20 protein-coding genes and 1 pseudogene are annotated in these 19,854 nt (G+C 34.1%); 5 read left to right on the top strand and 16 right to left on the bottom strand.

Annotated features, from left to right (window positions below; translation table 11 throughout):
* Window positions 1–234 precede the first annotated feature (234 nt).
* The 9 genes and pseudogenes from AB1282_RS08655 to AB1282_RS08615 all read right to left on the bottom strand — a co-directional run bounded on the left by AB1282_RS08655 (window position 235) and on the right by AB1282_RS08615 (window position 9,347).
* Window positions 235–558: a thioredoxin family protein gene (locus AB1282_RS08655; RefSeq protein ID WP_056468789.1), complete on the bottom strand. Its 324-nt coding sequence runs from the start codon at window positions 556–558 to the stop codon at window positions 235–237.
* 15 nt (window positions 559–573) lie between these two features.
* Window positions 574–924, bottom strand: a complete 351-nt coding sequence (locus tag AB1282_RS08650) for a toprim domain-containing protein (protein ID WP_088014517.1) — start codon at window positions 922–924, stop codon at window positions 574–576.
* Between the two features lie 329 nt (window positions 925–1,253).
* Window positions 1,254–2,387, bottom strand: a complete 1,134-nt coding sequence (gene tnpB, locus AB1282_RS08645; RefSeq protein ID WP_429898905.1) for an IS200/IS605 family element RNA-guided endonuclease TnpB — start codon at window positions 2,385–2,387, stop codon at window positions 1,254–1,256.
* A gap of 34 nt (window positions 2,388–2,421) precedes the next feature.
* Window positions 2,422–2,538, bottom strand: a pseudogene (locus AB1282_RS08640) (IS200/IS605 family transposase); the annotation flags it as partial.
* Window positions 2,539–2,715: 177 nt separating this feature from the next.
* Entirely contained in the window at window positions 2,716–3,099 is a 384-nt protein-coding gene (gene gcvH / locus AB1282_RS08635) for a glycine cleavage system protein GcvH (protein WP_056468792.1), read from the bottom strand.
* Between the two features lie 45 nt (window positions 3,100–3,144).
* A complete protein-coding gene (locus AB1282_RS08630) occupies window positions 3,145–3,501 on the bottom strand; it encodes an arsenate reductase family protein (RefSeq protein ID WP_056468793.1) in 357 nt (118 codons plus the stop codon).
* Between the two features lie 411 nt (window positions 3,502–3,912).
* Window positions 3,913–5,697, bottom strand: coding sequence for an acyl-CoA dehydrogenase family protein (locus AB1282_RS08625; RefSeq protein ID WP_056468794.1), 1,785 nt, complete (start codon window positions 5,695–5,697; stop codon window positions 3,913–3,915).
* Between the two features lie 71 nt (window positions 5,698–5,768).
* Entirely contained in the window at window positions 5,769–6,944 is a 1,176-nt protein-coding gene (locus AB1282_RS08620; protein ID WP_056468795.1) for an acetyl-CoA C-acetyltransferase, read from the bottom strand.
* Between the two features lie 21 nt (window positions 6,945–6,965).
* Entirely contained in the window at window positions 6,966–9,347 is a 2,382-nt protein-coding gene (locus AB1282_RS08615; RefSeq protein ID WP_172795399.1) for a 3-hydroxyacyl-CoA dehydrogenase/enoyl-CoA hydratase family protein, read from the bottom strand.
* A gap of 248 nt (window positions 9,348–9,595) precedes the next feature.
* Here AB1282_RS08615 and AB1282_RS08610 point away from each other — a divergent pair, with 248 nt between their 5' ends.
* On the top strand, window positions 9,596–9,736 hold the full coding sequence (locus AB1282_RS08610) for a YuzL family protein (RefSeq protein WP_098232476.1): 141 nt from the start codon (window positions 9,596–9,598) through the stop codon (window positions 9,734–9,736).
* A gap of 176 nt (window positions 9,737–9,912) precedes the next feature.
* Here the strand turns inward: AB1282_RS08610 and AB1282_RS08605 are convergent, their stop codons facing one another.
* Window positions 9,913–10,830: a proline dehydrogenase family protein gene (locus AB1282_RS08605; protein WP_056468798.1), complete on the bottom strand. Its 918-nt coding sequence runs from the start codon at window positions 10,828–10,830 to the stop codon at window positions 9,913–9,915.
* Window positions 10,831–11,018: 188 nt separating this feature from the next.
* On the bottom strand, window positions 11,019–11,282 hold the full coding sequence (locus AB1282_RS08600; RefSeq protein WP_056468800.1) for a DUF2573 family protein: 264 nt from the start codon (window positions 11,280–11,282) through the stop codon (window positions 11,019–11,021).
* A gap of 265 nt (window positions 11,283–11,547) precedes the next feature.
* Here AB1282_RS08600 and AB1282_RS08595 point away from each other — a divergent pair, with 265 nt between their 5' ends.
* The 4 genes from AB1282_RS08595 (at window position 11,548) to AB1282_RS08580 (ending at window position 15,180) form a co-directional block, all read left to right on the top strand.
* Window positions 11,548–12,351, top strand: a complete 804-nt coding sequence (locus AB1282_RS08595; RefSeq protein WP_056468803.1) for a formate/nitrite transporter family protein — start codon at window positions 11,548–11,550, stop codon at window positions 12,349–12,351.
* Window positions 12,352–12,466: 115 nt separating this feature from the next.
* Window positions 12,467–13,285: a GDSL-type esterase/lipase family protein gene (locus AB1282_RS08590; protein ID WP_056468805.1), complete on the top strand. Its 819-nt coding sequence runs from the start codon at window positions 12,467–12,469 to the stop codon at window positions 13,283–13,285.
* Window positions 13,278–14,195, top strand: a complete 918-nt coding sequence (locus AB1282_RS08585; RefSeq protein ID WP_056468809.1) for an ABC transporter ATP-binding protein — start codon at window positions 13,278–13,280, stop codon at window positions 14,193–14,195. Before AB1282_RS08590 ends, AB1282_RS08585 begins: the two co-directional genes overlap by 8 nt.
* A 25-nt stretch (window positions 14,196–14,220) precedes the next feature.
* Window positions 14,221–15,180, top strand: coding sequence for an ABC transporter permease (locus tag AB1282_RS08580; RefSeq protein ID WP_286131635.1), 960 nt, complete (start codon window positions 14,221–14,223; stop codon window positions 15,178–15,180).
* 62 nt (window positions 15,181–15,242) lie between these two features.
* On the opposite strand, the gene AB1282_RS08575 is transcribed toward AB1282_RS08580, so the two are convergent.
* The 5 genes from AB1282_RS08575 to AB1282_RS08555 all read right to left on the bottom strand — a co-directional run bounded on the left by AB1282_RS08575 (window position 15,243) and on the right by AB1282_RS08555 (window position 19,839).
* Window positions 15,243–16,127: a cation diffusion facilitator family transporter gene (locus tag AB1282_RS08575; protein ID WP_429898904.1), complete on the bottom strand. Its 885-nt coding sequence runs from the start codon at window positions 16,125–16,127 to the stop codon at window positions 15,243–15,245.
* Window positions 16,128–16,248: 121 nt separating this feature from the next.
* Window positions 16,249–16,947: a tryptophan 2,3-dioxygenase family protein gene (locus tag AB1282_RS08570; RefSeq protein WP_025672328.1), complete on the bottom strand. Its 699-nt coding sequence runs from the start codon at window positions 16,945–16,947 to the stop codon at window positions 16,249–16,251.
* Between the two features lie 12 nt (window positions 16,948–16,959).
* Window positions 16,960–17,589: an arylformamidase gene (gene kynB, locus AB1282_RS08565; protein WP_056468812.1), complete on the bottom strand. Its 630-nt coding sequence runs from the start codon at window positions 17,587–17,589 to the stop codon at window positions 16,960–16,962.
* Between the two features lie 7 nt (window positions 17,590–17,596).
* Window positions 17,597–18,871, bottom strand: coding sequence for a kynureninase (kynU, locus tag AB1282_RS08560; protein WP_056468815.1), 1,275 nt, complete (start codon window positions 18,869–18,871; stop codon window positions 17,597–17,599).
* Window positions 18,872–19,044: 173 nt separating this feature from the next.
* Window positions 19,045–19,839 (bottom strand): ABC transporter permease subunit, encoded by a 795-nt coding sequence (locus AB1282_RS08555; RefSeq protein ID WP_056468818.1) that lies wholly within the window; start codon window positions 19,837–19,839, stop codon window positions 19,045–19,047.
* Window positions 19,840–19,854: the final 15 nt, after the last annotated feature.

Genomic DNA, 19,854 nt, shown 5'->3' with positions numbered 1-19,854 from the left:
GTATTCTTTATATTTCGCTCGACATTTACCTTGATAAAAATCTATATTTTAATTTTATTTCTACAACATTCAACTCATTTCCCGAGAAATATGTCAAAGGTTAGGGACATTTATAAGGGATTTAGAAAATGAAATAGCTCTCGTATGATCACTTAAAAAGACAAATAAAAAGAGTGCATTTCGAATGCACTCTCTTTAATGTAATGACAAAATCCTAAAAACTTGATGATCAACTCATCGTTTAATATATAAATTATATTTTTTTAACAATTCATGTAAATAAGGTACAGATTGAAAAGCGTAAATTTTTTGTTTCATTTCCCCATTTTCAAAAATAAGTAAACAAGGTACACTTTCAACCTTCCAGTTTTGAGCTTCTTCCACTATTTCATTAATATTTACCTTACTGATAGGTAAATTTGGCAGAATCTCATTTACAACTTCTAGCATTTTAGAAGCTACTTGGCATGTACCACACATTGCGGTATAAATATAAATAACTGTAGTCTCTTTTGATTGAATTCTTTGCATTATTTCATTCTTTGTCCATTGCTGCATATTCTTTATTCCTCTTTAATTTGTACGTAAATAATCTGTAAATACTAAAATATCTGCCCCTAATAATACACTAGCTAAATGTTGACTCGGAGCTGTTGCCACTTCTCGATAACTTCTATCAATGTACAGATGCTCTGCCTGTGGAAATTCTCTTTTTAACAATCTTCTAAGCTTTTCACCAGCCTCATCTGCATCTACTAACACATAAATTTCTCTTAAATCTAACATTTCAGCAAGCTCATCTAGCTTTGAAGTACCAACTGTACCATTCGTACAGATAATATCTACAGGCTCCTTTATGATTGTCTGTATTTTCCTCTTATCAGTAGTACCTTCGACAATGATAACTTTTCTTTGATCTTCAATATTCACTGGGCATCACCTAATGTATAGGACTCAAAAACTTTTGACTAAAAATCTTTTGTATATAGTATATTCGATTTCCCCTTAGTTGTTTCCTTTTTTTCCCCTAAATGAAAATGTCCCTTTAAATTATGTTTTATGTAAATAAGTTAAGCTTTATTACATTAATTATACACGTAAATTGAACTACTCACCACTTAACCACCTTACGGGTTGTTTGAAGTGGGAGATTCTTGGGAACTCAGCATACTTGCTAGTGTTATTTCTTTGCCAGCAGAGGTTTCTCATATTTACCAAGCTATCTCCGTAGATTCCTACGGTTTTATGATTATTTAGGCCAAAGCCAATGTTCGTAAGCCTTCAGCTAGTATATTTTTACTGGCATTTAAATCTCGATCGTGATGTTCGTGGCAAAAAGGGCAGGTCCATTCCCTTATTTCAAGAGGTTTTTTACCATCTTGGTGCCCACAATCTGAACATATTTGACTGGATGGAAACCAATTACTCACTTTCATGATTGTTTTACCGTACCACGTAGCTTTGTATTCTAATTTCGTTACAAAAGCAGACCATGATACATCAGAGATCGATTTGGCTAATATACGATTACGTAGCATTCCTTTTGTATTCAAGGTTTCAATACAGATTAGATCGTGGTTTTTGATGATTTCTGTACTCAATTTGTTAAGGATATCTTCACGCTGATTCAATACTCTTTCGTGTAATCTAGCGACTTTTCGTTTTTGTTTCTGATAGTTTTTTGCATCTAAAAGGTTAATCCCATTCTGTTTAGCATGTAACGCACGTCTTGAAGGTTTTCGCTGTTCACGTTTTAGTTTTTTTTCCATTTTGGTAGTAAATTTATTGTTGTCAATTTTGCTTCCGTCAGAAAAAATGGCAAAATCAGTGATGCCTAAGTCGATACCAATCGATGATTCAGCTTTCTCCAGTGGTAGTACGTCTACTTCTGCAAGAATGGATACAAAGTATTTACCACTTGGAGTTCGTCTAACGGTCGCATTTAAAACACGACCATGTACTTCGCGACTTTTAGCAAAGCGAACAAGACCAAGTTTAGGAAGTTTCATTTTGGTTCCGACAACGGCAATATTTCCGTTTGTTTCTTTAGTTGTATAGGATTGAACGCGATTCTTTTTAGACTTAAAGCGTGGTGCGTTATTCTGCTTTTTGAAGAATCGTGAATAGGAATCTGCGAGGTTTTTCAGTGAGGATTGAAGAGCGATACTGTCAACTTCATTGAGCCATACTAATTCTTTTTTCAACTTTGTTAATTCAGCAGAACAAGAATTGTACGTTAATCCTTTGCCAGTTTCTTTGTATGAGTCGTTCCAGTGTCCTAAAAAGTGATTGAATACAAAACGACTACATCCAATAGTTTTAGCAATTAGAGTTTCCTGTTTTTTGGTTGGATAGATACGAAATTTATATGCTTTATTGACTAGCATTGTTTTCACCTCACTTCATCCCTTGATTTTTAATCTATTTCTTAACTATATTGATCGGAGAACCACCAGTAGTTAGTAAGCAAAAAATTCTTGACCGAAACATTTCTTACCATAGCTTTTTTCAAATTTGTGGAAAGGCACATTTGATCATGATTATTGCTTTCTAATTTCACTTATGAAAGCAAAGCCTTTAGACTCACGCACACATAAGCGACATTCATCTCCCACCTATTACTGGTGTTATCTCACCCTTCCCGTAATTGAGGAAGGAGTCTTCTGTTTGATAATAATAAAAAAGCGCCCAAATTGGACGCTTAATTTTAGATAATTAATCTTGATTGATCATTTCTTCGTATTGACCAGCAGTCATTAACTCTTCAAGTTGAGAAGCATTTGTTGCTTCAACAACTACCATCCATGCTTTTTCGTATGGAGATTCGTTTACGAATTCAGGATTTTCATCTAGATCAGAGTTTACTTCAATTACTTTACCACTGATTGGAGCATATAGTTCAGATACTGTTTTTACAGACTCAACGCTACCGAATGGCTCATTTATAGTAAGTTCATCGCCTACTTCTGGTAGCTCAACAAATACGATATCTCCAAGCTCTGATTGAGCGAAATGAGTAATACCGATATAGTATTTATTACCTTCAACTTTTACCCACTCATGTTCTTCTGAATAACGTAGTTCATTTGGAATTGACATTGTGAAATCCTCCTCAGATTAATTACCTTAAATTATATAGTTATTTTATAACCAAGCCTTTTCAAATACCTCTTCATTAAAACCAACTGTCGCTTTATCTCCATTAAAAAGCAGAGGTCTTTTAATTAATTTACCATCCGAACTTAGTAGTTCTAATAGCTCGTCCTCAGTTTTCGTTGGAATAACATCCTTCAATCCAAGCTCACGATATTTAACACCACTTGTATTAAATAATTTATTTATAGAAATTCCACTTGCTTTATAAAGATCAGCAAGTAATTCCTTTGAAGGTGGATTTAATGTAATATCAATTGCTTCAACCGGAATATTATGTTCTTTAAGCCAAGAAGCGGCTTTTCGACAAGTTCCACATTTTGGATATGTATAAAAAATGATACTCATTTTAGCAACTCCTCCCAAATTCTATTTTATCACAGGGAATATGCGAGTTAAAATAGTTCCGTTCGAAAATTCTGTAATAAGTTAGTTCCAAAAATATTATAGCAATATTCATCATACTAAACCAGTAGAACATTCGTGTTTTTCGACCGATTTAAACAAAAACCTTAAATATTTTTAATATATCAAAGTAATTTACTATATCATTCGATGAACCTCTTAAATTTTACTCAACTTATACTAGTATGGCACAAGTCATGGCAAAATTATCCTTATCTATTTAAGAATCTAGAACGATTTATTCTTTAATGCAAACGATTGGAGTAAGGGTGCTACAGCGTCTTTAAAAAAACGAATCCCAAATTGTTAAATAAAAAAAACTGCCCATCAACAGATTGGCAGTTTTTTTAAAAATTAAACCGTATAACGCTCTTCTTCTAATACATTAGCAGCAATTTCACGTTTCTTCGCAATTACATTAATTGGCGTATGACGTGTAAACTTACGAAGTGCTGAAGTCATCATTCTTAATGTATCACCAGACTCAACAGCAACAAGTGTTTCCTTAGCATGAGCTTCGATTTCATTAAATGCTTCTTGACAGAATACTTGAGTATAAAGTAATTTTTGGTTTGATTTTTCTAATCCTACTTTGTTAATTGCCTTTTCAGTACGCAGAACTGTCGATTCCATTGCGTAAATATTGCTTACGATATCTGCAATATTTACTAGAATCTCTTGTTCATTGCTTAATGCTTTACCAAATTTTTGAACTGCTAAACCAGCAATCATGATCGCAATTTTCTTCGCATTACGAACTAAATATTTCTCTTGCTCTAAAGGAGCATCTCCCACTTCTTCAGGCATTAACATCATTAACTCTTCTTGAATCTGTTGTGCTTGTTGAAGTAATGGAAGCTCTCCGCTCATTGCTTTTCGAAGGTAAGTACTTGGTACAATTAAACGATTAATTTCGTTTGTTCCTTCAAAAATTCGGTTAATACGAGAATCACGGTAAATACGCTCAATTTCATATTCAGCCATGAAGCCATATCCACCGTGGATTTGCACTCCTTCATCAGCAACATAGTCTAACACTTCAGAACAGAAGAATTTATTTAAAGAACATTCAATCGCATATTCTGCTACAGCTGCAGCTACTGCTTTTGGATCTTTTGCTTGCTCTTCAGTTAATTGACTAAAGCGATCTTCGAAAAGTCCTACAGTTCGATATGCTGAACTTTCACTTGCATAAACTTTTGTAGCCATACTAGCTAATTTTTCTTGAATTAAACTAAATTTAGCAATTGGTGTTTTGAATTGTTGGCGTTGGTTAGCATACGTTGCAGATAATTCTAAAGCACGTTTTGATCCACCAACTGTACCTACAGCTAATTTATAACGACCAATATTTAAAATATTAAATGCAATAACATGACCTTTTCCAATTTCACCTAAAAGGTTTTCTACAGGAACTTTCACATCTTCTAAAATCAGTGTACGAGTTGAAGATGATTTAATACCCATTTTCTTTTCTTCTGGACCAGTCGATACACCTTCATAATCTCTCTCAACGATAAATGCTGAGAAGTGCTCTCCATCAATTTTTGCATAAACAACAAATACATCTGCAAACGCAGAGTTTGTAATCCATTGTTTTTCACCGTTTAAAACGTAGTGAGTTCCTTCAGCATTTAATTTAGCAACCGTTTTTGCTCCTAATGCATCTGATCCTGAACCTGGCTCAGTTAATGCATAAGCTGCAAATTTCTCACCTGATGCTAAACCTGGTAAGTAACGTTGCTTTTGATCATGATTTCCAAACAATACGATTGGAAGTGTACCAATCCCTACGTGGGCTCCTTGAGAAAGTGAGAATCCACCACCACGAGAAATTTTTTCTGTAATTAATGCTGAGCTAATTTTATCTAGTGCGATTCCACCATACTCTTCTGGCACATCTGCTGCTAATAATCCTAGCTCACCAGCTTGTTTTAATAATCTTACAGTGCGATCAAATTCGTGTTGCTCTAAATATTCTAATTCAGGTAAAACTTCATTCACTACAAAATCTTCAGTTGTTTTTGCAATTAATTTATGCTCATCTGTAAAATCCTCTGGTGTAAAAACTTTATCAAAAGTCACTTCTGTTGTTAAAAAGCTTCCGCCTTTTAGTAAGTTACCGATTGTTTTTTCCATCAATAATTCCTCCTATTTTCTATTTACTAGTTTGAAGATATGATTCTAACAATCTATTTTTCGTACATCTATTAAACTAATTCAAATACTCCGGCAGCACCCATTCCGCCACCAACGCACATCGTTACAATCCCGAACTGCTCTCCACGTCGCTTCATCTCATGTAATAAAGATAAAGTTAGTTTAGTACCAGTACAGCCAAGTGGATGCCCTAATGCAATCGCCCCACCGTTTACATTTACACGTTCTTCATCAAGACCTAAGTGACGAATAATTTGAATTGATTGGGAAGCAAATGCTTCATTTAATTCAAATATTCCAATGTCAGATAAGCTTAATCCCGCTAATTTAAGAGCTTTTGGAATTGCTTCAACTGGTCCAATTCCCATAACCTCAGGAGCTACTCCAGCGACTGCAAAAGAACGGAATTTTAATAATGGACTTAGTCCTTCAGCTTCCGCTTTTTCGCGATCCATTACTAAGACTGCTGCAGCCCCATCACTTGTTTGTGAAGAGTTTCCAGCCGTTACTGAACCTCTTACATTAAATGCTGGTCTTAATTTAGCTAATACTTCAGAAGATGTACCTTCACGAACACCCTCATCTTGAGAGAAAGTAAAATTCTTTTCTTCTAATTTATTGTTTGCGTTAACTGAACGTAGCGTTACATCTACTGGAACGATTTCGTCTACAAAACGCCCTTCTTTAATAGCTGCTGCTGCGCGTCTATGACTACGTACCGCAAAAGCATCTTGATCTTCTCTTGAAATACCATAACGATTGGCAACTTGTTCAGCAGTATGCCCCATACCCATATAATACTCAGGTGCATTTTCTACTAATCTACTATTTAAACGAGCAACATGCCCTCCCATTGGTAGTAAACTCATTGATTCTGCTCCGCCCGCAATAATCGCTTCAGAATGACCTAACATAATTCGTTCACTTGCATAAGCAATACTTTGTAAACCTGAAGAACAATAGCGGTTCACTGTAATTCCTGGAACTGAATGCGGTAATCCAGCTAGTGCCCCAATATTGCGCGCCATGTTGAATCCTTGCTCAGCTTCCGGGGATGAGCAACCAAAAATAATATCATCGATTGGACCATCGTAATTTCCTGCACGCTTTAATGTTTCTTTTACAACTAATGCCCCTAAATCATCTGGACGAACTGTTGCTAGTGATCCTTTTTTCGCTTTACCTACAGGTGTTCTCGCACCCGCTACAATAACAGCTTCTCTCATGTTCTTCCCTCCATCTTTAGATTAATTACGTAACGGTTTTCCTTTTACAAGCATGTGTTGCATACGTGCTTGAGATTTCATTTCAGAAATTAAACTTAAAAATGCTTCACGTTCAATATTTAATAAATACTCTTCGTCTACTAACGTTCCAAATGGTACTTTTCCACCTGCAATTACATAAGCTAATTTCTTAGCAATTGTTAAATCATGTTCACTAATATAGCCAGAATAGTACATTGAGTTTGCACCAGCTAATAAAGTTGCATAACCAGACTCACCAACTACTGGTACTTTTTCACGAATTGGAGCGCTATAACCTGCTTCATATAACTCAAGTACTCGTTGTTTTGCTTCATAAATTAAATGATCTGCATTAAATACTTTGCGATCTTCATGATTTAAGAAACCATTTTCAAATGCTTCTTGTGCAGAAGTCGATACTTTTGCCATTGCGACTGTTTCAAATACTCGATTTGCAAGACCTTGTAGATCAAACTCTACACCTTCTGGGAACTGTTTTAATTGTTTAATGTAAAGCTCTTTACTACCGCCCCCACCTGGGATTAAGCCTACTCCAACTTCTACTAAGCCCATATAAGTTTCAGAAGAGGCAACTACACTAGCAGCTGGTAAACAAATTTCAGCACCGCCACCTAGTGTCATACCATAAGGAGCTACAACTACCGGTTTATCTGAGTACTTAATTTTCATCATTGCTTGTTGGAATCCTTTAACTACCATTTCAATTTCAAAATAGTTATCATCTTGTGCTTCCATTAAAATCATTGCTAAATTGGCACCAACACAGAAGTTTTTAGCTTGGTTACCAATAACTAAACCTTTAAAATTTTTTGAAACTTCATCAACTGCGAAATTAATCATTTGCGTAATATCCATACCAATTGCATTGCTCTTTGTATGGAATTCTAAACATGCAACTCCATCTCCAAGGTCAATTAAACTCGCACCTGAATTTTGTTTAATCATTCGACCTTGTTCTTTTAAAATACTTAATTTTACTTCTTTATCATTTCTTACTAACTCTTCAAATTGACCATTATGATAAAAGCTTGTAACTCCATTGTCTTGCTTATAAAATGTTTCATTACCACGATCGATCATATTCTTAACCCAATTCGGTACAGTTAAGCCTTCACTTTCCATTCGTACGACCGATTTAGATACACCAATTGCATCCCAAATTTCAAATGGTCCTAAATCCCAGCCAAATCCCCACTTCATTGCTTGGTCAATTCCGACGATGTTATCAGAAATTTCACCAGACAATTCAGCCGAATAAACTAATACCGGACTAATAATGCTCCATAAGAAGTTACCTGCACGATCATCAGCGTATACAAGCGCTTTCAACTTATTCGCTAAGCCTTTAACTTGTTTGATGCTTTCAGTTGAAGCTGTTTTCAAGCTTTTTCTTTCTCCATATTCAAATGTGCTTGGATCTAATTCTAAGATTTCTTTACCTTGCTTTAAGAAGAATCCTTGCCCAGACTTACTTCCAAGCCAATTACGATTAGCCATTTCCTTCATAAATTCTGGAACTTTAAATACTTCTTTCTCTTCACCTTCTACTAGCTCATAAACATTGTTTGCAACATGGATAAATGTATCTAATCCAACTACGTCCAATGTACGGAATGTAGCACTAGAAGGGCGCCCAATCATTGGACCAGTAATTGAATCAACTTCTCCAACACTGTATCCGCCTTTTAGCATTTCTTGTACAGTTACAAGTAATCCATATGTTCCGATACGGTTTCCAATAAAGTTTGGAGTATCTTTTGCTAATACAACGCCTTTACCTAAAACGTCTTCTCCAAAACTTTTCATAAATGTAAGTACTTCTTCAGATGTATGTTTAGTAGGAATAACTTCTAATAATTTTAAATAACGTGGTGGGTTAAAAAAGTGAGTGCCTAAGAAATGTTTCTTGAAGTCATCTGAACAGTCTTCAGACATTGCTTCAATTGAAATACCTGATGTATTTGAGCTCACGATTGAGCCTGGTTTGCGGTATGCATCAACACTAGCTAATACTTGTTTTTTGATTGCTAAATTTTCAACAACTACTTCAATAATCCAGTCAACTTCGCTTAAACGACTCATGTCATCTTCAAAGTTACCTGCTTGAATTAACGTTAAGTTTTTCTTAGATGCAAGAGGAGCTGGCTTTTGTTTCAATAATTTCTGAATAGCCGTTTGACTAAATCGATTACGAAATTCTTTGGAGTCAGTAGAAAGACCTTTTGCAGCATCTTCCTCAGATAGTTCTCTTGGGACAATATCAAGTAATAACGTTGGAATACCTATGTTTGCCAAGTGTGCAGCGATACCAGATCCCATCACACCAGAGCCGAGTACAGCGGCTTTTTTAATTTTTTGGATCATATGCATTTCTCCTCCTCATATCTTGAATGAATACTCATTCACTTTCTGGATAAAACAATCCATTATCAATGAGCCCTCTTCTTCCACTATATGATAAATTCTTATTTTTCGCAATAAACAAAAAGTTCAAATTAATAAATTTTATTTATGATCTAAATTCCTCCCTCTGCTTTTTTTATCACACTCCATTTTTTACTAATAAGTTTATTTAAATAGGTTAGTCTAAGAAATGGAGGTGATAAGATATGAAACGTGAAAGAAATCCATCAAAGGGTGGAGTTAGTGCAGCAAGTGTTCAGGGTAATGCAAGTCATGGAGATCAAAGAGAAGAAAAAGGTAGACAAAGTAACAATCAGCAGTACGGTAAAAAAAATATGGGTCAGTAAGCTTTTTTCGCTCAAACTTAATAATAAAGCTAGGATCTTGCTGATTTAAACAATTATATGAATAATGTTGTTTTACTAATAACTTACTTATCACAAAAAAATCCTGTATAAAGAGAAAAAGGCTGACTAAAAAGGATCCTCACTCAATCCTTTTTAGTTAGCCTTTAATTTTAGAATTATTTACTGAACATACCTTTTAATACGAACGCCACGTTAGCAGGACGTTCTGCAAGACGACGCATAAAGTATCCGTACCAGTCAGTACCATAAGGAACATAAACTCGCATATTATAGCCTTCTTTAACAAGCTCTAATTGACGCTCTGTACGAATTCCGTATAACATTTGGAACTCAAATTGATCGTTTGGAATATTATGTTCTTTTACTAATTGTTTTGTGTACTCAATCATTGCTTCATCATGTGATGCGATTGCAGTAAAGTTACCGTTTAATAAGTGCATTTTAATGATTTTTTTGAAGTTTTCATCCACATCTTTTTTCTCTGGGAATGCTACTTCAGCAGGCTCTTTATAAGCACCTTTTACTAAACGTAAATTTGGTTTTAAGCTGTTTAAATCTGTAATATCGTTTTCAGTTCTGTATAAATAAGCTTGGATAACTGTTCCGATATTATCGTACTCAGATCTTAATTGCTTAAAGATACGGATTGTTTTTTCACAACGAGTGAAATCTTCCATATCAATTGTAACGAATACACCATTCTTTTTAGCTGCCTCTAAAATACGACGCATGTTTGATAAAACTAACTCGTCAGAAATATCAAGACCCATAGAAGTCATTTTTAGAGAACATTGTGAATTTAAATTTTCTTTTCCAATCGCTTCAATTGCTTCGATACAGTGATCAGCCATTTCATTTGCTTCTTCAACCGTGTCAACGAATTCCCCAAGATAATCAATTGTTACTTTTAAATTCTTTTTATTTAAGTCCTGAATAACTTTTGTAGCTAAATCGATTGTTTCGCCTGCAACAAAACGTCCTGCACCAAATCTTAGGCCATATTTTTTAGCCATTTTAGTTAAAAACTTATTTTTAGACATAAATAAAAAAGCATTCTTCATAACTTGTTCCATTACTCTACCCCCGAAATTAAACTTTACTTTTCTCTCTATATAGTACTAATGTATCATCTATTGAAATTTGTTAAAACAATTATTTAATAATTTGTCGAATTTTGTTTATTGAAAAATGTATGCCCTTACTTAATATTATATTATCATAATTTATATATGTCGTCATCTTTGAAAATTATGGATAAAGATTATTGCTTATTTTTGTTAGCCATAGCTTCTCTATGCTGGTCATTTAACGTTTTAATCTCTTTTATTAAATTAACAACTTCTTCTTTAGCTTGAGGATATGTATCATTCCAATGTTTTACTAATGCCGGCATTGATTTTGATATGTATGTATACATAACCCACTTTTCCACTTTTGCTTGTTTTTCCTCTGACCAATCTCCTAATAACAATTCCGTATATTTTTTTAGTAACGCATCAAATTTTGCTTCAAACTCATTTTCCAATTGAAATCACCTCTCCATTTTATTATTAAGTTTTCAAAATCCAATTTGAATCTTTCCTTTTTTTACCTAAACCTGTTTACTATGAAATTATATTATATCTTCAACCAGTAGTAAGATGATTATTAAAAAATGTAAAGTAAAATTAATAAATAGTATCTAACTTATTCAATTTCATAATTTGTTCATAATTTCACAAACTCGTAATCGTATTTTGTTTGTATACTATGAATGTGTTAATCAAAGAACGCATAGGGAGTGAAAACATTTGGAACGAGATAGTATCCAATATTGTATTGACTTAGCTCTTAAAAAAAAGAAAATACTAGATCAAAGCTTAGTTAAATATTTAACACGCGCTGCTTTAGCTTCTATTTATATAAGCTTTATTCTCATTGTTTGTTTAAAATTAGCAGAATTATTTAGATTACAAAGTTCACCATTTACATCTATAGCTTATCCATTCGTTTTCGCTACAGCATTAGTTATGATTATCTATGGTGGTGGAGAGTTATTTACTAGTAATACGATGTACTTTACGTTTTCAACTTTAGCTAAAAAAACTTCAAAACTAGATTTAGTAAAAAACTGGATCGCATGTTATTCAGGCAATATTCTTGGAGCATTTATTTTTGCAATTATTTACTTTTTAACAGGTTTAGCAAAAGATTTTCCTGCCGATCATTTTCTAACTGGTGTAGTCGACCATAAAATTCACGCTTCATTTTTCCACTTATTTTTTAAAGGTGTTTTATGTAACTGGCTTGTCTGTCTTGCTTGTTTTTTACCAACTAGATTTAAAGATGATTTAGCAAAAATGTTACTGATTTTTTTATTAGTATTTGCGTTCTTCTTCTCTGGTTATGAACACAGTATCGCAAATATCGCAGTCTTTACATTATCCTATATTATGCCGCATGATGTAGCCTTTACGTTTGGTGATGTATTGCATAATTTAATTCCAGTTACAATTGGAAACATTATTGGTGGTTCAGTTGGTGTCGGAATGGCATATTACTTCTTAAATAATGAACGAAAATTAGAAGTAAAAGAATTAAAACGTGTTTCGTAAACCTAATTTACCTGTCCTCTTTTTTTGGAGGACAGGTTTTTTCGTGCAAATCTAATTTTATTATGGTAATAATGATTTTATAATGAAAATTTTTCCTTTTTTGGTGGTGTAAAATTTGAAATACAATAATTTTGTTCGGTTGATCATGTTCATTTCATTACTATGTTTCCTTATATTATCATATGGCTTCGTGAAAGGTGCTTATACTGTTTTAAATCCTCAAAAAAGCAAACTAATTGTGAATAATAATACACAGAAAAATAATCAAAATGACAGTGTTCACAAAAACAATAAACTGAAGATTGTTGCATTAGGAGACTCACTTACGCGTGGTGTCGGTGATGATGAGGGAACAGGTTATGTAGGAAGAATAAAAACCATTCTTCAAAAAGAGTATAAACAACCAACAACAATCACGAATTTAGCTGTTAGTGGCGCAAAAACATCAGATTTACTTAACGATATAAAGAAAAAAAATATCCAAGAAACGATTGGCTCTGCGGACATAATCGTTCTTTCCATTGGAAGTAATGATTTATTTCCTGGCGCTAATCAATTAAACGAACAATTTTTAAAGACATATCGTCCAGATGAAAAAACGTTCAAAAATAATCTACAATCAATTTTTAAACTAATACGTCAAAAAAATCCTACAGCATCTATTTATGCATTTGGTTATTATAATCCATTTCATAATGTTCAAGGTTTAGATGCATCGTCAAGCTTTGTATCGAGATGGGATAATCTACTCGAATTAGCGGTACTTCAAACTAATAATGCATACGTCATTCCTACATTCGATTTATTTTTTAATGAAGAAAAGAAATATTTGTACACTGACCATTTTCATCCAAACAAAGACGGTTATATTGAAATGGCAAATCGCTTAACTAGTAAAATAGGAAGTCAGCTTCGAGGTGAGTCGAATGAATAAAGTTCTTAAATTAGATGGTGTTACAAAAAGCATTAAAGGAAAAGTACTAGTCGATAAAATTTCATTTGAAGTGTATGAAGGTGAAGTGTTTGGCTTTCTAGGTCCAAATGGAGCTGGAAAAACAACAACGATTCGAATGCTAGTCGGATTAATCAAACCAACAAAAGGAACGATTGAAATCGCTGGTTATCCAGTTAAAACGCATTTCAAAGAAGCGATGCGACAAATTGGATGTATTGTAGAGAATCCAGAATTATACGGATATTTAACCGGATGGGAAAATCTAAATCAATTTGCGAGAATGTTAGGAATTAAAGATGATAAAAAAATAAGCGAAGTTGTAAATTTAGTAAAGTTAACTGAGCGGATTCATGAAAAGGTAAAAACATATTCACTCGGAATGAAACAAAGATTGGGGATTGCTCAAGCATTACTTGGAGGCCCAAAACTTCTTATTTTGGATGAACCAACTAATGGATTAGATCCTGCCGGTATTCGTGAATTACGTGAATTTATTCATATGCTTGTAAAAGAGCAAAATATAAGTGTATTTATTTCAAGTCATTTATTAAGTGAAATCGAAATGATTTGTGATCGAGTAGGAATTATAAATAAAGGCAAAATGGTTAGAGTTTCAACAGTTAAAGAATTAGTAAAGGAAGCGGCTGAAAGAGTTGAATGGAGAGTTTCTCCATTACAAAAAGCGCTAGATTTATTAAAAAAGGATTCTACGATTCAAGATATCGTAGTAAAGGATGAACTTATCCTATGCCGAATGTCGCCTCTCAAAATTAATGAGGTCATTCAACATTTCGTAGCAGAAAATATACAAGTGAATGGCGTTAAAACAATGTCTGAAACATTGGAAGATTTATTCATGGAAATGACTGGAGGCGAAGTTCGTGGCTGAACTAATTAGACTCGTCTTTAACGAAATTGAAAAAATGGTAAGGAAACGAAGAATACTTGTTATCTTTTTCATTTTAGCAGTGCTAATCCCTATTTTTGTTTATGCTCAACTACAGCAAACTGAAGAAACAGTTAAAAGACTTGGTACTGATAATTGGAAAGTAGCACTTCAACAAAAAATAGTCGACCAACAAAATAGATTAAACTCATCAGGAATACCTGAAGAATGGAAAAGTTGGTTAAAGGTTCAAATTGATCAAGAGCAATATTATTTGGATAACGATATAAATCCTACTACGCCTGGTGCTCCTACATTTATACGAAAATTAATTGAACAAAGTATTGGGTGGCTACTTCTACCATTATTGGTCATGGTCATCACAATCGATATTATTTCTGGTGAGCGAAGCGACGGTACGATAAAAATACTACTAACCCGCCCCATCAAAAGATGGAAGGTTTTACTTAGTAAATACATATCAATTTGTTTATTAATCTCTTTTCTTCTCGTTCTATACGGTGTATTAGCATATGTCGTTTCAGGATTTGTTTTCAGCTTTAAAGGCTGGTCAGTACCTGTGTTAACAGGATTTGTCATCAAAAATAACCAGCTATTAACTGATTCCGTTCAACTGATTCCCCAATGGCAATACATCATAATGGCATTTGGACTTGCTTGGTTTGTCTGTATTATTATTGGAACTCTTTCATTTATGGTATCGGTATTAGTTCGAACTACACCCGCTGCAATGGGCATTATGCTAGCCGCTTTAATAACAGGAAGCGTCCTAAGTGGACTAGCTACATCATGGTCAGGGGCAAAATACTTCTTTAGTGTAAACCTTGGCCTAACTGACTACTTGGCCGGTCAACTCCCTTCCATTGAGGGACTGAACATGCACTTCTCTTTAATGAATTTATCCATATGGGGAGTATTAGCTTTACTAATCTCATTCATTGTATTTATTAAGCAAGATATGAATTAAATAAAACGGGGATCGAAAAAGTTTAAATTCTTTTCCGATCCCCTTTTCCTGTTTTATATACCTTAATCCTTTCCTGCTCTACCTGACCTTAATGGCTCAACATGAATGTGTGTATATTGAATTCCATGTTGTTCGCTTAATATCATTTCGATTTGGTCTGTGATGCCGTGACTTTTACTCACATCTATTCCACCGTCTACTTCTATGACTACATCTGCGATTGTTGTATTTCCGTACATTCTTGCTCTTAGATCTACAACTTTATGTACACCTGGTACTTTATCAACTGTTTCTGTAAAAAGATTCATTTCTTCTGGATCGAATCCATCCGTTAATAGGAGGGTTGCGTCATAAAAGATCTCCCATGCCGTTTTGCAAATAATGACACCTACTAAAATGGCTGCGATTGGATCGATAATAGGAAAACCAATCGAAGCACCTAAAACACCAATCGTCGTTCCGAAGCTAACTAATGCATCGGAAAAATTATCTTTCGCTGATGCCTCAAGCCCTTTACTCTTCGTTCTCTTAGCAACTTTATTATTATAAAAGTAAATGCCAAACATAAAAATTCCAGAAGCAAATGCCACTACAGCTGCTAGTCTATTCGGAGTTTCATATTCTCCTACGAAAAGTGATCGTAAATTTTCAATAATAACCTGTAAACCAACTGACATCATAATAAAAGACGCAATTAAAGTAGCTATTTGCTCTGCTCTTGAATGTCCATAAGGATGGTCTAAATCTCTCGGTTTTCGTGCGATTCTTATTCCGATAAATACAGCCAAAGTCGCACCAATATCAGTTACATTATTAAGTCCATCAGCTAAAAGAGCACTAGAATCTGTATAAAAACTAACAAGTACTTTTACAGTCGCAAGAACTAAGTAGGAAATAACACTTAAAAAAGCAGCAAAGTCTAATTGCTTTTGAAGATTTTTCTCCATGAACTCACCCCGCTCTACTAAAAAATCATATGGGCTTATCATACCCATAATGCAATTTTTCCATTTTAAGTAAAAAAAACAGATCCGAATAATCGAATCTGTTTTTATCATCCCTCTATTATTAAAGTGGCTTTGGATTATAGCTTGATCCCGTTAAATCTGTTAAGTCACAAACCGTTTGCCATAATTCAGGATAAAATTCAAATCGTACAGCACGTTCTAATGCTTCTGCTGGTACTCCTTTTAAGCTCTTTGTATTCATACCAATCATGCGTCGAACAAGTTGAATATGCTGTCTGCGGAATGATTGGAATCTTTCATCGAAGCAAGTTAATTCTTGCATTAATTGGAATAACTCAAAGTTTTTAGCTGCATCTTGATGTAATTGAACAGGTGTAAGTAAATTTTCATCTAATAAATCTTTAAAAGGCTGCCAAAGTGTTGGACCTAATTTTAAGATTTCATTAAATCCAGGAGAATCTTGACCGCTACCTCTTCCTAAAGCTAAACGAATAATATGATAGTCACTTGGACTTACTAGTTTTACCATATCAAATACTGCTGGTAAATGTACTAGGTGATTATTAATGCGTTGTAAGTGATGTGTTGCTTTCGTAACCTCTTTTGCACGCATGTGTTTATCTGCAAAATGAATAGATTGGATGATTAATTTAAAATGTAACTCAGCAATTTGGTGAACCGTTTGAAACGTTAATTCATCCGGACAAAATAATTCTTCGTCAGGTTTTTGTAAACTTAATAATTCTTCAGTTCGAATATACTTTTCGTAATCTGTCAGTTTTTTTTGCTCTTGTGTCATTTCTAAATCCCCCTAAACTAATTTACGTAAAACTGCTCGTACTGGACTACCATCTGCGTCTGTTAATGGTAGCGGTAATGCAATAAGCTCATACTCACCAGGAGTTACATTTCTTAAATCAATCGATTCAAGAATATGAATACCCGCATGATGAAGAGCATGATGTGCTTCTAGTTCCTTACTATCAAGTGGGTCTACTGAAGGTACATCTACTCCAACTAATTTAACGCCTTTTTCATGTAAAAACTCTGCTGCATCCTTTTCAATATGTGGAATTCTCTCTGGGAAAACGCTATCATTTTTCCATGAATTTGTTTTAATTAATAAACGTTCTACACCATCGAAATGAAAAGATTCTAAATCCGACTTTTTAATGCTATCTACTTCAATCAACTCGATTACTTTTGCAATCCCTACATATAAATTAGGATCTAAATCTATGACTCTCTTACCATTTTCATCAAAATGAAATGGTGCATCAATATGCGTTCCTGTGTGAGTACTGAAAGTTAACCTCCCAACATTAACAGAGCCACTTTCTTCTTTTGTCCAACTCAATTGGAATGAAAAATTTGTATCACCTGGCCATACAGGCATACCATCTTCAAGTCTTCTTGATATATCAATTAAAGTCATTGGCATACAACTCCTAAGCGATGATTTCTCGTTCATTCTTAAACTGTTCATATTGTTTCTCAACCATGATTTTCTTTAAGATTTGTACACTATTCCATACATCCACATAAGAAGTATAAAATGCGATTGGTGCTAATCTGATTACGTTTGGTGCTCTAAAGTCTGGAACAATCCCATTTAACTTTAATGCTTTACAAATCCTTGCAGCATCATCGTGTTCAAGACAAACATGTCCACCACGATCTGAATCATCAAGTGGATTACCAATTGTAAAACCAAAGTCACTTAATTCTTCATTGATTAAGCTCATTAGGTAAGCTGTACTGTGTAAAGACTTTTCTCGAATTTTTTCAATTGTAGCTTCTTTATACATTTCAAGTGAGCCAACAAGCGGTGCCATGCTTAAAATATGCGGGGTACCAATTTGATAAGCACCAACTGTATCAGACGGAACAAATTCATGCTTCATATCGAACTGCTTTTCTTTATTTGAACCGAACCAACCAGCTAGTCCAGGCATAGTCCCAAAATGTTTTTCGTGAACAAATAGGCTTCCCACTCCACCTGGTCCACTATTTAAATATTTATAATTACACCAATAAGCAAAATCGACGTCCCATTCATGGAACTGATGAGGGATTGCACCAACAGAATGGCATCCATCAAAGCCGATTACTATTCCTCGCTCATGTGCAGCTTTTGTTAATCTTTCTATATCTAATAATTGACCGCTTCGGTATAAAACAGTCGGAAGAATAATTAAGGCAATTTCATCAGTCATTGCTTCAATAATATCTTCTTCTCTAATTGTTCGACAATCACGGCTTTTAACTTGAATTAAATGAGTTTCTGGATCAAAGCCCTTTAATCTTAATTGACTTTGAATTGCATAAATATCAGACGGGAAGTTTAATTCATCTGCTAATATTTTCGTTTTCTGACCTGTTGGATGATAGAAAGAGGCAATTAATTGATGAAGATTTGTAGTTGTTGAACCAGTTACAATCACTTCATTCTCGTTTGCCCCAACTAATGGTGCACTTAATGCTCCCAATTTTTCTGCAAAATAATACCATGGATGATCGCCCTGCATCCATCCATCAATTGCAAGTGTCTTCCATGAATCTAATAAATCTAGTAAACTTTGTTCTGCTCTTTTTGAAAGAAGCCCTAGAGAATTTCCATCTAAATAGATTGTATTGGGTTGTAAGTAGAACTCACTACGATAATTTGATAATGAATCTTTTTGATCTAGAAATTCTGCAAATTCTTTTGTTGGTTGAAACATCCCCTTGTTTTACCCCCTTGCAAGAAATAACCTACTATATTAAAGGTATTGCGATTAATAATATATGTCAATATTTTCTGAATATAATATTAAATAAAAAAAGTGCCAACAAATCCAAAATATCCCTATCTTAGATTTTGACACAATTTATTCTTCGATTTAATTGCTTTTCCTTACAAATGTAGGTCCCGTTTCTTAAACGAAACATATGTGACAATAGTTAATATTACAATTAATCCGATTGAAATAGTTGTATAAATCCCATCAAATCCTCGACCATACATAATATCTTTCGCCTCAAAGTACTTAAAAGGTGTAAGATATTTTAACCCTTCAATCCGATTATTCAAATCAATTGCAATTGATAAAATAAATGTGATTAATAGAATACCAGTTGCATAAGAGGCAGCCTTTTTGGAATTTTTACAAACTGCAGCTACAGCCGAACCAATTACTAAAAATAATAGCTGTAAAATAAACATCCCGACCATTACCACTGCTATATCACCATTTACATTCTCACCTTTACTATACTTTCCTACTATTAGTACACTTGATATCCATGTAATACCGTTAAAAATAAGAATGTTTACTAGAGCACTCATTAATTTAGAAGTTATGATCTTAATTCTAGAAATAGGTTTTACAAATAAAAACTCAGCTGTTTTATCTCGCTCTTCTTTAGCAATTATATTAGCGCCTAGCATTGCCGCGTGAATCGTTGCCATTAAATATAAATATAAAACTAAGATGCCAAAATATCCGCTTGCCTTTGATAAATCTAGCGCTCCTGAGCCCATGATCGCTTGAAGGGATTTCGGCATTTGATTGAAGAGTTCAGTAATTTGACCATTCGAAGCTGTTGCTTTATATTTCGCCATTCCACTACCTACTAAAAAAACAATTCCGATACACCAAAAAATAATCGATTTACGATATGTCTTCATTTCTCTAAAAAATATGTTCATTTCCACCCTCCCTTT

Source organism: Gottfriedia sp. S16(2024), assembly GCF_050473765.1.
In the GTDB taxonomy this organism is placed as follows: Bacteria; Bacillota; Bacilli; order Bacillales; family Bacillaceae_G; genus Gottfriedia.
This window is presented reverse-complemented; position numbering and strand designations above follow the sequence as displayed.

Excerpts from the sequence above, each read along its gene's own strand:
- AB1282_RS08655 (WP_056468789.1), bottom strand. The coding sequence starts at position 558 with ATGCAGCAATGGACAAAGAATGAAATAATGCAAAGAATTCAATCAAAA.
- tnpB (WP_429898905.1), bottom strand. The coding sequence starts at position 2,387 with ATGCTAGTCAATAAAGCATATAAATTTCGTATCTATCCAACCAAAAAA.
- gcvH (WP_056468792.1), bottom strand. The coding sequence starts at position 3,099 with ATGTCAATTCCAAATGAACTACGTTATTCAGAAGAACATGAGTGGGTA.
- AB1282_RS08630 (WP_056468793.1), bottom strand. The coding sequence starts at position 3,501 with ATGAGTATCATTTTTTATACATATCCAAAATGTGGAACTTGTCGAAAA.
- AB1282_RS08625 (WP_056468794.1), bottom strand. The coding sequence starts at position 5,697 with ATGGAAAAAACAATCGGTAACTTACTAAAAGGCGGAAGCTTTTTAACA.
- AB1282_RS08620 (WP_056468795.1), bottom strand. The coding sequence starts at position 6,944 with ATGAGAGAAGCTGTTATTGTAGCGGGTGCGAGAACACCTGTAGGTAAA.
- AB1282_RS08610 (WP_098232476.1), top strand. The coding sequence starts at position 9,596 with ATGAAACGTGAAAGAAATCCATCAAAGGGTGGAGTTAGTGCAGCAAGT.
- AB1282_RS08605 (WP_056468798.1), bottom strand. The coding sequence starts at position 10,830 with ATGGAACAAGTTATGAAGAATGCTTTTTTATTTATGTCTAAAAATAAG.
- AB1282_RS08585 (WP_056468809.1), top strand. The coding sequence starts at position 13,278 with ATGAATAAAGTTCTTAAATTAGATGGTGTTACAAAAAGCATTAAAGGA.
- AB1282_RS08575 (WP_429898904.1), bottom strand. The coding sequence starts at position 16,127 with ATGGAGAAAAATCTTCAAAAGCAATTAGACTTTGCTGCTTTTTTAAGT.
- AB1282_RS08570 (WP_025672328.1), bottom strand. The coding sequence starts at position 16,947 with ATGACACAAGAGCAAAAAAAACTGACAGATTACGAAAAGTATATTCGA.
- kynB (WP_056468812.1), bottom strand. The coding sequence starts at position 17,589 with ATGCCAATGACTTTAATTGATATATCAAGAAGACTTGAAGATGGTATG.
- kynU (WP_056468815.1), bottom strand. The coding sequence starts at position 18,871 with ATGTTTCAACCAACAAAAGAATTTGCAGAATTTCTAGATCAAAAAGAT.
- AB1282_RS08555 (WP_056468818.1), bottom strand. The coding sequence starts at position 19,839 with ATGAACATATTTTTTAGAGAAATGAAGACATATCGTAAATCGATTATT.